14 protein-coding genes are annotated in these 14,830 nt (G+C 39.0%); 2 read left to right on the forward strand and 12 right to left on the reverse strand.

The window, feature by feature from the left end; all coding sequences use genetic code 11:
- Nucleotides 1-17 precede the first annotated feature (17 nt).
- From O3629_RS04675 to O3629_RS04730, 12 genes are all read right to left on the reverse strand, one after another.
- Complete coding sequence (locus O3629_RS04675; RefSeq protein ID WP_155125105.1) at nt 18-1,220, reverse strand: ABC transporter ATP-binding protein; 1,203 nt, start codon at nt 1,218-1,220, stop codon at nt 18-20.
- Complete coding sequence (locus tag O3629_RS04680; protein ID WP_003003247.1) at nt 1,220-2,026, reverse strand: ABC transporter permease; 807 nt, start codon at nt 2,024-2,026, stop codon at nt 1,220-1,222. The genes O3629_RS04675 and O3629_RS04680 overlap by 1 nt, the downstream gene beginning before the upstream one ends.
- The gene (locus O3629_RS04685; RefSeq protein ID WP_155125106.1) at nt 2,026-2,967 is read right to left on the reverse strand and encodes a glycosyltransferase family 2 protein; all 942 of its coding nucleotides are present in this window, start codon (nt 2,965-2,967) and stop codon (nt 2,026-2,028) included. The genes O3629_RS04680 and O3629_RS04685 overlap by 1 nt, the downstream gene beginning before the upstream one ends.
- Nucleotides 2,964-4,112 carry a beta 1-4 rhamnosyltransferase Cps2T gene (gene cps2T, locus O3629_RS04690; RefSeq protein ID WP_061590795.1) on the reverse strand — a complete coding sequence of 383 codons (1,149 nt, stop codon included), beginning with the start codon at nt 4,110-4,112 and terminating at the stop codon, nt 2,964-2,966. The genes O3629_RS04685 and cps2T overlap by 4 nt, the downstream gene beginning before the upstream one ends.
- Before the next feature lie 107 nt (nt 4,113-4,219).
- A complete protein-coding gene (rfbD, locus tag O3629_RS04695; RefSeq protein WP_061590794.1) occupies nt 4,220-5,071 on the reverse strand; it encodes a dTDP-4-dehydrorhamnose reductase in 852 nt (283 codons plus the stop codon).
- A 65-nt stretch (nt 5,072-5,136) separates the two neighbouring features.
- Nucleotides 5,137-7,038, reverse strand: a complete 1,902-nt coding sequence (locus O3629_RS04700; protein ID WP_118398515.1) for a hypothetical protein — start codon at nt 7,036-7,038, stop codon at nt 5,137-5,139.
- The gene (locus O3629_RS04705; protein ID WP_125826272.1) at nt 7,035-7,964 is read right to left on the reverse strand and encodes a glycosyltransferase family 2 protein; all 930 of its coding nucleotides are present in this window, start codon (nt 7,962-7,964) and stop codon (nt 7,035-7,037) included. The genes O3629_RS04700 and O3629_RS04705 overlap by 4 nt, the downstream gene beginning before the upstream one ends.
- A gap of 82 nt (nt 7,965-8,046) precedes the next feature.
- Nucleotides 8,047-9,525 carry a DUF2142 domain-containing protein gene (locus O3629_RS04710; RefSeq protein ID WP_118398509.1) on the reverse strand — a complete coding sequence of 493 codons (1,479 nt, stop codon included), beginning with the start codon at nt 9,523-9,525 and terminating at the stop codon, nt 8,047-8,049.
- A gap of 9 nt (nt 9,526-9,534) precedes the next feature.
- A complete protein-coding gene (locus O3629_RS04715; RefSeq protein ID WP_118398506.1) occupies nt 9,535-10,317 on the reverse strand; it encodes a glycosyltransferase family 2 protein in 783 nt (260 codons plus the stop codon).
- Complete coding sequence (locus tag O3629_RS04720; protein ID WP_118398503.1) at nt 10,307-11,590, reverse strand: lipopolysaccharide biosynthesis protein; 1,284 nt, start codon at nt 11,588-11,590, stop codon at nt 10,307-10,309. The genes O3629_RS04715 and O3629_RS04720 overlap by 11 nt, the downstream gene beginning before the upstream one ends.
- Nucleotides 11,580-11,909, reverse strand: a complete 330-nt coding sequence (locus O3629_RS04725) for a DUF2304 domain-containing protein (RefSeq protein ID WP_031574209.1) — start codon at nt 11,907-11,909, stop codon at nt 11,580-11,582. The genes O3629_RS04720 and O3629_RS04725 overlap by 11 nt, the downstream gene beginning before the upstream one ends.
- Nucleotide 11,910: 1 nt before the next feature.
- The gene (locus tag O3629_RS04730) at nt 11,911-12,621 is read right to left on the reverse strand and encodes a glycosyltransferase family 2 protein (protein ID WP_049472007.1); all 711 of its coding nucleotides are present in this window, start codon (nt 12,619-12,621) and stop codon (nt 11,911-11,913) included.
- A gap of 127 nt (nt 12,622-12,748) precedes the next feature.
- Here O3629_RS04730 and O3629_RS04735 point away from each other — a divergent pair, with 127 nt between their 5' ends.
- Nucleotides 12,749-13,729 carry a Gfo/Idh/MocA family protein gene (locus O3629_RS04735; protein ID WP_371608791.1) on the forward strand — a complete coding sequence of 327 codons (981 nt, stop codon included), beginning with the start codon at nt 12,749-12,751 and terminating at the stop codon, nt 13,727-13,729.
- Nucleotides 13,726-14,811, forward strand: a complete 1,086-nt coding sequence (locus tag O3629_RS04740) for a DEAD/DEAH box helicase (protein WP_371608792.1) — start codon at nt 13,726-13,728, stop codon at nt 14,809-14,811. Before O3629_RS04735 ends, O3629_RS04740 begins: the two co-directional genes overlap by 4 nt.
- Nucleotides 14,812-14,830: the final 19 nt, after the last annotated feature.

Below are 14,830 nucleotides of genomic sequence, written 5' to 3' on the forward strand. Positions count from 1 at the left end.
AGCCTACACCAAAGAAATTATTCCCACTTGCCTTGACGGATCAACAAACCAGTCGAAGAATCCAACTCCGAACGATTTGTTCGATCGACTACCCGATCTATTGAAAAGACTGGAGGGTTCGTTGTTGACAATATTGCTAAGTTTTCTTGATTTTCATCTCTTAAAAATGCTACTAGTCTTAACTTCACATGATTAAAGTACGGCAACTTACATTTATAAGTGATTTTTTTAGGTCCGACACCAGATAATGGAACATCCATGGAATTATCGTTATACAGTCCATTCCCAGTAGAAATATCAACAAATGAAAAGGCTATATGAGGATTAACAGACTCATCTAATAGATTAAATGAAAACTCAATCACCACCTCATCATCAGGAGTTACTTTCTTAGGAGAAAGCAATCTAGCTGTAAAATCTTCAACTTCCGTTGTGACCAAGCCCTCATCTTCATCTCCATGATGATGTGAATTCGATTCCAAGTTGTCAAAACTATATTGATCAGAAACGTCAAAAGGATCACCAATGGCCTTCACCAATCCATTTTCAATCAAAACAGCCTTGTTACAATATTTCTTGACGGCTCCCATATCATGGGTAACGAGAATCGTGGTTTTCCCTGATTTCTTGCGTTCTTGGAAGTAATCGTTACACTTGCGCTGGAAGGCCTCATCTCCTACTGCAAGGACCTCGTCCAAAATCAAGATATCGCCTTGGGCCTTAATGGCAACCGAAAAGGCTAGACGAACCTGCATGCCTGATGAGTAGTTCTTAAGCTTTTGGTTCATGAATTCATGCAACTCAGCAAAGTCTACGATATCATCATACATGGCATCAATTTCAGCTGTCGAGAAACCCAGCATAGCTCCATTCATATAGACATTTTCTCGACCTGTCAGTTCTGGGTTAAAGCCCACTCCAAGCTCAATAAAGGACACCAGTTTCCCATCGATGGTGACGGTGCCTTTTTCTGGCACATAGATTTCAGAAATAATTTTCAAGAGAGTCGATTTTCCAGAACCATTTCTTCCGAGGATCCCGAAAAAGTCTCCTTTTTCTACTTCAAAAGAAATATCCTTAAGCACATGTTGTTCTTTATAGCCTTTGATTCCTTTGAAGCGATTGACCAGGGCAGTTCGAAGACTATTGGTCGCCTCTGTTGGCAACTTAAAGTACTTGCTGACATGGTCTACTTTTACTGCAATTTGTTTATCTATCATTAGAGAATCTCCGCAAATTTCTTAGCATGTTTGTTAAAGTAAGCAAAGCCAGCAACAAAAATAAGAATTGGTAAAACATAAGGAATCAAAACCAAGAACTTATTTTCCACCAAAAGCCAGACAGGGGTATTGGCCTTATCAATCAAGAAATAACGCATATCTTGAATAATTTGAGCCAAAGGATTCATCATGACCAACTTAGCAGCCCATGGATTGCGGTCTGCAATAAAGGTAATCGGATAGATAATTGGCGTCGCATACAGGCCGGCTTGCAGGAGTACTTCCCAGACTTGACCTAGGTCACGGAAACGAACAAAAAATGTCGCTAAGATCAATGCACATCCTGTCGCCATCAAGAACAACTCAAAGAACAACGGAATCACCATCAAAGCTGTCCAAGAGAATGTCACCCCATTAAAGAATGAAAAAATTAAGACAACAACCAGGTTAATGACAAAGTTGATGGCTGCTCCTGAAATCGCAGACAAGACGATGATATGTTTGGAGAAATTCAACTTCCGCAATAGGTCGCCTCGACTAACGATCGACACCATCCCCATAGATGTGGCTTCTGAGAAGAAGCCCCAGATTACATTGGCCAACAAGAGGGCAACTGGGAAATGGGGCACATCTCCACCCAAGCGTAAGAATCGGATGAAGACAATATACATGATCGTAAAGGTCATCAGGGGCTTTAAAATCGACCAAAGATAACCGATTGCTGATCCTTGGTAACGTAATTTAAAGTCTGTTTTGATTAATTCTCTTAATAAAATTCGATTTTTCTGACTAAAAACGTCAAACATTATTTTTTACCTCGATATGCAAACTTTGTCAGAATCAAGCTGGTAAACACAACCGTATGAAAAGCCCGGTTCTTCCGGTAACCGTACTGACGAATCCGTCTCAAACGTTCTTTTAGTGAAACATCCATAATGGTGACAAAGTTTTCAATGATTTCTTTAGTTTGGGAACTGACAGGCAGATCCAATAGATTTTTTGCTTGTTCTTGACTGGACTCAATGAGATTCCAATATTTAGCAAAAAGAATATGAGGGCGAACCCAATTTTTAACCCGTTTTCTAAGGGTACGAGCCCCCAGAACATTGCTACTGTGCTGACGGTACAATTCTGTTGGCCGATCGATATAGATGAGCTTCCCAAATGCAGTTGCCAACAAGGCCAAATACCAATCATGCATAAGAAGTGCATGTTTTTCTTGACCCGTCCATAAGTCAGCCAGCGCGTGGTTAATCATGGCTACACCGCCAGTTACCGTATTTTCCGTCAACTCTTGAATCAATTCTGTATTGGCATGATCAGACTGGGTGCGAATCATACTCTCATGCTGAACATTCAAGTTTTCATCGACTACTTTTAAATCGGTGTAGACCAGCAAAGGCATTTCTTGAGGGTGCTTGGCCGCTTCTGCTACTTGAAGAGCAATTTTTTCAGGAAGCCAGACATCATCTTGGTCACTGAAGCAATAAAGATCTGCTTTCTCGTATTTCAGAAGCGCATGGAAGCTCTTGATAACACCGAGATTTTCGATAGCTCCTTGATTGATAAAACGAATGCGCTCATCCTGGGCCACCAACTCTTGAATAATCTTCACCGTACCATCTGTCGACCCATCATCTCGGATCAAGAGTTGCCAGTCTTGATAAGTCTGGTCTTGGATACTTTTGACCTGCTCTTTTAGATACTGTTCACCATTATAGGTGGACAACAAGATATTTACTTTCATGATAAGAATAATTCCTCGTACTCACCTACAATTTTTTCCCAGGTAAAGTTTTGCTTCATATTGGCCTTGGCACGTTGACCCCATTCAGATACATCTTCTAAAGGATCGACCTGATCAATCAAATGCGCCAAATTTCCAGTTTCTTTAGTCCAATAGTGAGCTGTGTCCTTTGCAACCGTTTGGTTAAAGGAGACTCCTAAAACTAAATTCAGATCCGTGTGAGCAAGAGCCTCTAAGAGACCCGGATTGGTTCCGCCCACTTCATGACCATGGATATAGGCAAAGGCTTCTTTACGGATATACTTCAACAGGTCTTGGTCATAGACCGTTCCTACAAACTTGACGCGTGGATCCTGATCAAATCCAGTACAATCTCGGAGCTCCTCAAAATAAGGATTGCCTTCCTGGTTACAAATGATCACCAAATCCCTTTTGGTGGAAGAGGCCATAAATTCACGAATGGCGGTCTCGTAATTATTTTCTGGGACAAAACGGCCCAAAATTAGGTAATAGTTTTTCTCCTGAGTCTGCCACTTGTGATAGAATTCTCGGACCTTATTATCCTGACTACTTAGGCTGGTTGGAGACAAGTCCGTCCCATAGGCAATATAGGTCGTCTTGGACCAAGGATAGGCTTCCTTGATATAAGACTCAATACCCGGGTTGTCAGAAATCACCAAGTCAGCATGGCGCGTCATGATCTTTTCAGAATACTTGAGATAGGCTTGGATCGGCTTGGCCCACTTGGCCCGCTTCCACTCCAGTCCATCTGGATTGATATAAAATCGTCCGCCTATCTTATGGATCTTGCGCGCAAAAGGCGCCACAAAGGCTCCGATTGTATTGCCCAAGACGTAAAAAATCGGCTGTTCAATTCCTTGTTTCTTAATAAGCTTCAAGGCATAGTTGATGGCCATCATATCATAGGCGATGACACGCGCAGGCCCAAGCTTAGGGGCTTTAATGGTAAAACAATCGACACCCTTGTAGTCAAAATGTTGAAAAGCTTGATCATTAGAAAGGCAGGCAACATGGTACTGGATATCTGGAGACACTTGATACGAAACCAATTGGTCCACAAAAGTCTCAAAACCGCCATATTGAGCCGGAAGCCCACGACTTCCGATAATAAAAACATGTTGCATAGAGTTCCCTTTCAAATCATTTACAGTCTATTCAATTATACCATTTTCTAGGCTTTTTGCCTAATCCAAACAGAAAAGCGACCCTCAAGGGCCGCTTCAAATTTCTCTTATTTCACTTCTTGTTTATAAAATTCTTTCAAGGCATCTTGCCAAGTTGGAATAACGAATCCTGTAGCTTTCGCTTTTGCCAAACTCATTGTTGAGTTCAGTGGACGTTTCGCTTTAGCTGGGAATTGGCTAGAATCCACTGGTTTCACTTCTACATCCGTATCTTTGAGGATTTCAACTGCAAAGTCATACCAAGTTGTATCTTCTTTCGCATCATTTGACAAGTGGTAATAACCATATTCCTTACGGTTTTCAGCCAAATAAGTCATAAACTCTGCAAGAGTACGTGTCCAGGTTGGACGACCATGTTGATCATTAACGACCGTAAGTGTTTTGTGAGTCTTGGCAAGGTTTTGCATGGTGAAGACAAAGTTCTTACCGTAGTTCCCGAAGACCCAAGCTGTACGGATGATATAGAAATTGGAAACATGTTTCTCAACCAATTCTTCTCCCATACGTTTGGTACGACCGTACTCAGTTTGAGGATCTGGTTGATCGTCTACTTCCCATTCTTGTCCAACTGGTTTTTTACCGTCAAAAACGTAGTCGGTTGAGATATAGACCAAGGTTGCACCATGCTTTTCAGATGCCTTTGCTACATTTTCCGTACCAGTCACATTGATGGCATAGTCCAACTCTTTTCCTTCTTCTTCTGCCGCATCAACAGCTGTATAGGCAGCACAGTGATATACCAAGGTTGGTTTTACTTCCTCAAATACCTCGTCTACTTTCTCTGCATTTGTGATGTCCATTTCAGCTACATCAACAGCTACATATTCTTCATTTCGTTCATCTAACAAATGGCGAAGCTCCGTTCCAAGTTGACCATTTGCACCTGTAATTAAAATCATGTTAAATTCCTTTCAAATGCTTTTTCCCTATCATTATAGCAAAAAAAGCAGAAGTTTTCTGCTTTTTAAGATGGGAATTGCTCCTTATTTTTTGAATACTTCTGCTTAAAAATAAAGAATACCAGTATCCAAGAGATCCATTCTATCATGAAACCAAGATTCTGTATAAATGTCTTGTGATAAGAAACTTTGACATGGCCAGAATTTCGAATAGATAAATAAATTTTTCCGTTATTTAAAACCTTTTCTGAGACAGTTGGTTTCCGATCTTTTTTATTTTCTTTTAATTCTGATTCGGTAAAAGCACGCTGTTTCAACACAGGTTGAGAACCTTCTGCACCCTTAGAATATTCTGCGCGATATCCTTTGTACCATATCATTGGTATAGAAATAGTTGTTTCTTTTTTATCATCAGGAACCTCTATATCGAATTCTAAAAGATTGTATCTCTTTTTAATAGTTGATATTTTTACATCCTTAGCTGTTTGAAATTCTGTAAATTGTGGTAAGCGTATATCTTGGTTATTGATATCAAGATTATAATATTCATCACCTACAGGATCAATATATTTTGATTTGTCCCCTCTATATACTGATTTCAGTAATTTTTCATTCTTTTTATTATCATCCCGCATCTGTTTATAGTTTTTTGAAGAGGTATCAAATTGAGGGACAACATGATTGAAATAGAAAGTTAAACTCAAGATGCATAAGACAATAGAGAAAAATCCATTTCTATTTGTTACAGCAAGAAAGAATAGGAACAAGAGGGGAATGAAAAACAATAGACGCCCTGAATACTGCATACTCCCTAAAAAAGTGTATTTCAATACGGAATTCCAAGGCAGAAGACTCGTTGCAGAAAAATATAAGATCCAACAAGTCCAAAATATGGTTTTACTTAAACTCCCTAGACGGCGATAAAATAAGATCACCATCATACTCGCATAGAATAGGCCATCTCGTACGAATTGATGGATCGGCCACTCTAATGGTGTGAAAGGTTTATAAAAACCATATCGATCTGCTTGAAATGGAAAAGGAACCAAAAAGGTATCTTTCACATTGACAGGAAAATTTCTCGCTGTCCATGTGAAGAAAAATTTTTGTGATGAAACCTGTTCCAGATATTGAAAAATGTATCCTGCCGATAAACATAAGGCAAACAAGATAGAAAATACAAAAGAGATAATCTTTTCCAGTGTGATCCTTTTATAATTTAAACATAAAAATACCGCAGAAAAAATTGCTAATATGATCGTTGATAAAATATGGGTTTGAATTAAAAGCGCTACTACAATCCCTAAATAGAGAGGGTTCTTTTTGTTTAAGTAGAGCACTCGATAAATAGAATAAATAAGAATTGGGACAAGTGGCACTACCATGGTCATTCCAAAACCAAATAAGGTGTAATAACAAGGAATGGTCAAGGCCACTACTATACCAGTCACCTTATTTTTTACTATTTTTGAAATAACAATATAACTTGTTAGGCTTGTACCAAGAGTGATCAAAAATGCAAATATAGAATAAGCAAGATTTCCATCGTTGGTCATCATATAAACGATGGCTGACGGATAAAACTGCCAATTTCCATAAAACATAGGAGAAGCATATCCCGTACCGAATGCAAATAAAAAATTCAGATTGGGGAGTAAATCCCAATGCTCAATGGACTCTGCTAAGCCGACAATGCGGGATAAATGAAAGACATAGTCATATGAGCGACTTTGAAAATTGATCAGATTGAAGGATACAAATGTAAAAATGAGCGCATAGGAAGTTAGTAATAGGTAGACCAACTTATTACTGATTTGGTTGAAAACATCTATAAGCCGGTCAATATGACTGCGGATCACTTTTACCATATCCAACTGATTGATTTTATCGAGGAGCCGATCAACTCCCTCGTAAAATCTGTCTATCTTTTGCTTAGCAGCAAGACTCATACTTAGGATATTCTTCATTCTTCACTTTTCTCTTTGATAACATAGATTGGACGTTTCTTGGTTTCCATGAAGATCTTACCAATATATTTCCCTAAAATCCCGATGGTCAATAATTGGAACCCTCCCAGGAAAAGAATCACTGTCATGAGGGATGGCCAACCTGAAGTAGGATCCCCAAAGACCAAGGTGCGGATTACAATCAAAATCATCATGATAAAGGCCAAAATCCAAGATAACAGTCCACCAATAAAGGCAATGTTTAATGGTGCATCCGAGAAATTGACAATCCCTTCAATCGAATACTTAAAGAGGGACCAAAAATTCCATGACGTCTCTCCTGCCACGCGCTCGACATTTTTATATTCGAGGTATTCTGTCTCAAATCCTACCCATGCAAAAATCCCTTTTGAGAAACGATTGTACTCCGATAACTCCATGATAGCATCGACCATGGGACGGCGCATCAAACGGAAATCACGCGCCCCGTCAACCATTTCCACTTGGCTAATATGATTGATCAATTTATAAAACATCCGTGCAAAGAAAGAGCGAATCGGTGGTTCCCCATCACGGGTTACGCGTCTCGTTCCGACACAGTCTAAATCCGGCTGTTCCTCCAACCTCTGCTTCATTTCGATCAATAACTCCGGTGGGTCCTGCAAATCTACATCCATAACTGTCACATATTCACCACTAGTACGCTCAAGTCCAGCATACAGCGCCGCCTCTTTCCCGAAATTTCGAGAAAAAGAAAGGTAGTGCACACTTGAATCTGTAACATGTAGCTTTCGAAGAACAGATAGTGTACCATCTGAAGAGCCATCATTTATAAAAATATATTCAAACTTTTCTCCCATCTTCATCCGAACACGTTCCATCTCTCGATAAAACAATGGAATTGATTCTTCTTCGTTAAAACATGGGACTACAACTGATATGGTCATCTCTTACTCCTTGACTTATTCACTTTCTATTGTAACAAAAAACTAGGGTTTCCCCTAGTAATAACTTATTTTAGTCTTTTAATTAAACTGCAGAATATAAAACAGAGATGGTTTGTAGTAATGTTAGAGATAAAATAATGAGACTACTTTGTACTACAAAATGATCAGAGAACTTTTGTTCATCTGGAACTCTTTGCTTAAATAAACTACAAATAACTGGTAGACAAAGAGCAACAACACCCAAATAATATCGGCCTTGAACTCCTAAAACTTCAAAATTTCCAACTGGTGTCCAGGTCAGATACAAGGTCAAAGAAATTAAACCAATAATTGCGAAAGAAACTAAACTTGCTCCTACTACTGATACTTTTGGAAGTTTGATCTTCCCAAAATTTGAAAAAGTAATCAAGCTATAAAGAGCATAAATTGGAATAAGGACTTCTGACATCGACAAATCTAACCAACCAAATGTATAGAGTTGATTCAAATGACTTACTGATAATAGCATCTCCTTCAAAATCACTGGAAGATACCAATGAGGTTTCGAAATGATACTAATCACCTGAGACTTCACATCCGCTCCATCTAGTTTAAAGTTCTCAATTCGAACTTGCTGGGTAAGAACATACCAAAAAATCGTAAAGACAAAGACTGCAGCAATCAAAGCGAGAGAAATGAGATAGTAGTTTTTGCATTGCGTTTTCTTTTTCGGTATAAATAGCAATAATCCTACAAGCAAGACATAAGGAAGCTTCATTGTTACAAGGATCACGCAAAGGAAAGCATAAAGCAATAAATCCTTTATTTTAACTACTTTTTCATCATCCGTCACATAGTTCAAAAACAATCCAATAATGATGTAGGTTAAACCTAAGGCTACACTATCTTGATTATAAGAAGCAGCTAGAACCAGATTCATTGGAAACATCGCTACCATTGTCATCAACTGCTTCGCTTTCCCACTTAATTTAATAGCAATAAGAGCTAAAATACAGTAAGCAATGACATTAAAAATTCGACCAAGATAATAGGAGACTCCTACACTCAAATTCAAAAATTTTCCAATCCCAAATCCAAGAGCCTGAGGGATATAACCAATAAACCAATATGAGTTGGTTGCCCTGTAATCCGTTTCTTTCCCAAACTTCACTTGTTTGGTCGTCTGCCCTTCTTCAAATAAAGAAGATTTGGTAAATGGTTTTTTGAAATTCTTATAAACATCAAAGTAATCTTCCGTAATATGGATGTTTTTATTTCCCATATTGACGTTGCCTTCCACAATATGAATCGTTCTTGAAAGGTGAACTTGTTCATCTGGCGTATTCAAAACGGGTGTAATAAAAGCAAAGGACAGACCACCAATGAGCATCGCAAGGAAGGTCCCAACATTCTTCTTCGGTAAAAGAAAAATGAAAAAAGCCAATACAACAAATAACGCTACACCAATTTTAGGAAAATCTACTAAGCGCTTTGTATAAATCACTGCAATACAAAAGGCCAAAACTGCGAAAGCTACTAAATACTTTTTATTTCGCTCATAACTATCAACAAAATATCCCATCAGTTTCTCCTACTTATTCGAATTTTGACTCTTCACATATTGTCTCATCAATAACTTGGCCATCCATTTAGGCCAGAAGAGTTCATACATGTATAGATCTTCTTTACTACGCGTATTGTCTGCAATCGTTTTTGATGTTTCAGACTCTCCATGGATACGGTGGCACATGAGCTTGTCAGATACATAAGCAAAGCGACCTTTATACTCGCTGATCTTATACCATGCGTACCAATCCAAACTCACTCTCATCCCTTCATCAAAATAGAAATTCTTCAAATTTTCACGATTATAGGTAACAGCTGGACAACAAATAGGATTTCCAAAAGCCATCACACGGTTTCGCCAAAAGTGACTAGCAGGAAAAAGATTCATAGTTTTTAACATCAAGGTTTTGATCTTCAGATTTGTATTCGCAGGAATTTTATGACCGTCTTTTTCTTCAAAATAATCAGAATAGCCAATTAACACATCCGAATGCTTTTCCATCTTAGACAAAACTTTCTCAGCATATTCCGGCTCATAATAATCATCCTGATGAGCGATGGTAGCATATTTCGTCTCTACGAAAGACATGGCATTGTTCCAATCTTTCCCAATTCCTCCACCTTGCTTGGTGTAAAATGGAATAGCATAACGCTGACAAAGTTCCTTGATCGAATCCATCGGTGTTGAACTATAACAGATAATCTGTGATTGGAGAGTTTGTTTCTTCAAGGATTGAATACAAGCTTCTAAGTACTCACTTTCTCCATAAGCACAAATCACCCAAGTATGTTGTTGATTAACGAGCATAGCCCTTCCTTTCTATTTTGCTTGCAATAAAATAAGCAAGTAAACTTCCACTAAAATAAACGGACATCACAATGAAAAAGCTTAAAGATGCACCTAGAAGTCCCATTTTTTGTACCAAATCATTATTTGTCAATTTGGAAGCTATAAACATGAATAAATACACAGGTAATAGATACGTTTGTCTTCGAATAACCGTCATGACATCCCCAAAAACAATCCCAATAGAATACAGAATTCCAGAAAAAACAAGGATGGCTAGGGTAGTACTATGCTGGTTTAAAGGTAAACCAAAAACAAGACTTAATATCGGCGTCCCGATCAAATAAGCTAGCACAGTTAATACCAAGCCGACACCCAAAACAATGACAAACATCTTCGCAATGATGGCATCAAATTTTTTCAATTCTTTATTCTTCCATAAGATCGCTAATTGCGTTGTTAAGGGTCTAAGAATTAAAATAAAGAGACTCATAAAAAACACAGGCATAAACAAAATATTAAAGTCCCGTTGTGTCCCTGCAATAAAGTGTCCCAATCTAATTTCAGAGTCAATCGCGATTCTAGGCTCATTGAAAATATAAGCTAGTAAAAATCCACTGATAAAGAGAGGAATACAATTCTTTAAAATAGTGATCGCATCAAATAGGTCTCTTTTGAGATCTTTTACTGAGAAATCAATTGTTTCAAATTCTTTTGATTTTACATAATCATAACAAAATACAAAGATAAAGTTTAAAACAACTAAGTAAAGCAATGATTGTGTTAATGACTTTGTAATAAGCAAAAATGCCAACAAAAGAATCGTGCTGAAAGAATACCGAATGGTCATTGATTTGCCAGCGATATCTAATCGTTCGTGACGTTGAAACAATCCTTGGAAAAGATCTGAAATTGCCTCACACATACGAAATAGAACGTATAAGCCAATAATCGCAATTTTTGAACTCTCATGTAGGTCAATTCCTGAAACAAATAGGTAAGGAAAAAAGATCGCCATCATGAGTAGGAGAGAGAGACATCTGGCAATACTGTAACTGGTAAAGGAGTGTCTAAAGAGAACATCTGTCCCTTGGTAGCTTCGAACTTGAAACATGCCCACTACTACTAGAATCGCAGCAATCCCATAGGCAAGACTAAAGGAATCTGCTTCCATTGGCGAGGTCATGCGTGTAACGATCAATGTAAATAGTACAGATGATCCAGCAAATGCCAAGTTCCCTAACAGATTCCAAAAATACACCTTCTCCGTTGAAACAGGTTGATTATTCTTCATGCTCTTTTACCTGTAATGCAATTTTCTGAGACAATTGTCGAATTTGAACGGATTGTTTTGAGGTAATCCGAGTCAAAGAGAAGTTTAAATAGACAAGTAAACAGAAGCCTAAGAAAAAGATTAGATTGCTTGGAACTTGAATTCCTAACATTTTTGATACCTGTCCAATCAAATTAGGAAACCAAATGACTGGCAACGATAGCAAACAAAGAATGAGCCAAGAAATGACATTTCTCAGTTCAACGACTTTCTTTGCAACTAGGCGTAGAATATAAACGATAAAAATAATTACAATAAGGGTTAACCAAATATTTAACATGTTATTTCTTATATCCTCCACCAATTCTAGCCAATAGCATTGCCATTGTCACTTTGATCATATAGTAAACAGACTTACTGAATGTAATCGATGATTCTCCGTGTTCTCGCTCGTTCATTAATACGGGTACTTCTGCAACGGAATAGCCTGAGGTTAAGAGGGACACAATCGTCTCTGGTTCTGGATAATCACTTGGATATTGTTTAGCAAATTCTTCAATCACTTTTCGATCAGCCACCCGCAATCCTGAGGTTGGATCTGTTACCTTTTGACCGGTTAAAATCTTAATTAATTTTTCAAAAAATGAAATTCCAATCCGTCGCGCGAAGGAGGATTGGAAACCTTGATTTTCAATGAAACGAGAGCCAATCACCATGTTCACATTCTTCTCTTGAAGGACTTGAAGCATCTTTCTGATAAATTCAGGATTATGCTGACCATCTCCATCCACTTGAACAGCATATTGATAGCCATTTTTAACTGCATATTGATAACCAGTCTGGACAGCACCACCAATTCCTAAATTAATCGGTAAATCGATAACGTTAAAGTTGTTATTGCGACAAATTTCAAGTGTATGATCTGTAGAACAATCATTGATAATGACATAATCAAATTCAGGTGTATGTTCTTCAATCATCTTGATTGTTTTTTCAATATTTCCACTCTCATTATAAGCAGGAATAATGATCAGTAATTCTGAATTTCTCAATCCTATTGTTTTCCCTTCTAAGCATATCACTTCATTATACAATAATCAGTGCATATTTTCTACTTTATACTGTCCCCTCCCCCTTTTCATGGTATAATAGAGTGAATCGATTACGGAAGGACACCTTATGTTAAAGCTGGGAATTATTGGTACGAGTTGGATTTCACATGAATTTATTACAGCTGCTCATCAGACAGGCCACTATCACTTGCATGCTGTGTATTCGAGAAAGATGAAGACAGCTCAAGAGTTTTGTGAGCCTTATGGGGCGGTCTCTTGCTACACGGATTTCATCGACTTCTTAGACAGTGAGCTGGATGTGATTTACATTGCTAGCCCCAATTCTCTTCATTTCGCTCAGGCCAAGCTTGCTATTCTGGCCAAGAAGCATGTCATCATTGAAAAACCGGCTGTGACCAAGCCTTCTGAATGGAAGGAACTGGTCAAGCTCGCTAAGGAGCACCAGGTCTATCTCTTTGAAGCTGCCAGAAATTACCAAGAAGCAGCATTTCAAGTAGTTAAAGACTTCCTCTCTAATCAGGAAATACTGGGCGCCAACTTCACCTTTGCCAAATATTCTTCCAAATTGCCAGCCCTTCTTGCAGGTGAGATGCCCAATATTTTCTCAGATGTCTATGCAGGTGGAGCTTTGATGGATCTGGGAGTCTACTGCCTCTACCTGGCCATTGGCTTCTTTGGAACTCCAATCTCAAGCCACTACACCGCTCAGCAATTACCCAATTCGGTTGATCTCTATGGCCAAGGTGTCTTGATTTATCCAGATTTTCAGGTTGCCATTCAGGCAGGGAAAAATATCACCAGCCATTTACCTGCTGAAATCTACACCAAGACTGGAACGCTAACTCTCAATGCTGTAGCAGCCATCAACCAGGCCAGCTTCATCAGCCATTCTGGGGAAGTCATCGACCTTCCGATCCAGCCCTGCCCACACCAAATGCAAGAAGAGGCAGAAGCCTTTGCCCTTGCCATCGCTCATCAAAAGCCGTCTGCTTATCTTGAGTGGTTACAAACAGCTGAGCAGGTCCATGAAACCCTCTACCAGATGCGTCAAAGCGCTGGAATACAATTTAAGGATGAAAAAGAATGAAAGAACAATTTCCACAAAGCTGGAAAGACCAGTTAGAAACACTCGGATTTGATGCATTCACTGAAATTCAGGAACAGATCCTCTCCCCTATCTATGAAGGAGAAAATGTCCTCGGGATCAGTCCTACCGGCACTGGTAAGACACTCGCCTACCTCTTTCCGAGCTTGCTCAAACTCAAACCCAAGAAGGCCCAACAACTCTTGATTTTGGCTCCTAATACAGAATTAGCAGGACAAATTTTTGATGTCACCAAACAATGGGCAGAGCCTCTCGGGCTCCAGACACAACTCTTCCTTTCAGGATCCAGTCAAAAACGGCAAATCGAACGCCTCAAAAAAGGACCCGAAATCTTGGTTGGGACGCCTGGTCGGATCTTTGAACTGATCAAGCTGAAAAAGATCAAAATGATGAATGTAGAAACCATCATTTTAGATGAATTCGACCAATTACTAAGTGATTCTCAGTACCACTTCGTCGACAAGATCAGCCACTATGCTCCCCGCGACCACCAATATATCTACATGAGCGCCACAGCCAAGGTCGATCCAAATCAACTAGAAGAAAATACTCTTCGCATGACGGTTGATGGAGTTTCTTTGGACAATATCCAACATTTTTATATGCAAGTGGATAAGCGGGACAAGGTCGAATTGCTCCGCAAACTCGCCTACGTCGAAGATTTTCGTGGTCTGGCTTTTTTCAACAGTCTATCTGATCTGGGTAGTGCTGAAGAAAAACTACAATACCGTGGTGTTGAGGCCGTGTCGCTCGCCAGCGATGTCAATGTCAAATACCGCAAGGTCATTCTGGAACGCTTCAAAGACCATCAGCTAACCCTCCTGCTTGCCACCGATTTGGTCGCTCGTGGAATCGATATTGAACATCTTGAGTGTGTGATTAACTACGATATTCCCCGTGATGTGGAGACCTATACCCACCGTGCTGGTCGAACAGGACGAATGGGGCGTGATGGCTATGTGATTACCTTTATCACCCACCCAGAAGAACTCAAATCCTTAAAAAAATACGCTTCTGTACGTGAACTGGTTTTAAAAAATTCAGAACTCTTTTTAAATGAATAAGAAAATCCTCTGCTAGTGA

Source organism: Streptococcus sp. 27098_8_12, from assembly GCF_041432115.1.
Classification (GTDB): domain Bacteria; phylum Bacillota; class Bacilli; order Lactobacillales; family Streptococcaceae; genus Streptococcus; species Streptococcus parasanguinis_V.

What these genes read in the sequence shown, in the direction of transcription:
- O3629_RS04715 (WP_118398506.1), bottom strand. Translation starts at nt 10,317, where the DNA reads ATGCTCGTTAATCAACAACATACTTGGGTGATTTGTGCTTATGGAGAA.
- O3629_RS04705 (WP_125826272.1), bottom strand. Translation starts at nt 7,964, where the DNA reads ATGACCATATCAGTTGTAGTCCCATGTTTTAACGAAGAAGAATCAATT.
- O3629_RS04680 (WP_003003247.1), bottom strand. Translation starts at nt 2,026, where the DNA reads ATGTTTGACGTTTTTAGTCAGAAAAATCGAATTTTATTAAGAGAATTA.
- O3629_RS04720 (WP_118398503.1), bottom strand. Translation starts at nt 11,590, where the DNA reads ATGAAGAATAATCAACCTGTTTCAACGGAGAAGGTGTATTTTTGGAAT.
- O3629_RS04710 (WP_118398509.1), bottom strand. Translation starts at nt 9,525, where the DNA reads ATGGGATATTTTGTTGATAGTTATGAGCGAAATAAAAAGTATTTAGTA.
- cps2T (WP_061590795.1), bottom strand. Translation starts at nt 4,112, where the DNA reads ATGCAACATGTTTTTATTATCGGAAGTCGTGGGCTTCCGGCTCAATAT.
- rfbD (WP_061590794.1), bottom strand. Translation starts at nt 5,071, where the DNA reads ATGATTTTAATTACAGGTGCAAATGGTCAACTTGGAACGGAGCTTCGC.
- O3629_RS04675 (WP_155125105.1), bottom strand. Translation starts at nt 1,220, where the DNA reads ATGATAGATAAACAAATTGCAGTAAAAGTAGACCATGTCAGCAAGTAC.
- O3629_RS04740 (WP_371608792.1), top strand. Translation starts at nt 13,726, where the DNA reads ATGAAAGAACAATTTCCACAAAGCTGGAAAGACCAGTTAGAAACACTC.
- O3629_RS04685 (WP_155125106.1), bottom strand. Translation starts at nt 2,967, where the DNA reads ATGAAAGTAAATATCTTGTTGTCCACCTATAATGGTGAACAGTATCTA.
- O3629_RS04700 (WP_118398515.1), bottom strand. Translation starts at nt 7,038, where the DNA reads ATGAAGAATATCCTAAGTATGAGTCTTGCTGCTAAGCAAAAGATAGAC.
- O3629_RS04735 (WP_371608791.1), top strand. Translation starts at nt 12,749, where the DNA reads ATGTTAAAGCTGGGAATTATTGGTACGAGTTGGATTTCACATGAATTT.
- O3629_RS04725 (WP_031574209.1), bottom strand. Translation starts at nt 11,909, where the DNA reads ATGTTAAATATTTGGTTAACCCTTATTGTAATTATTTTTATCGTTTAT.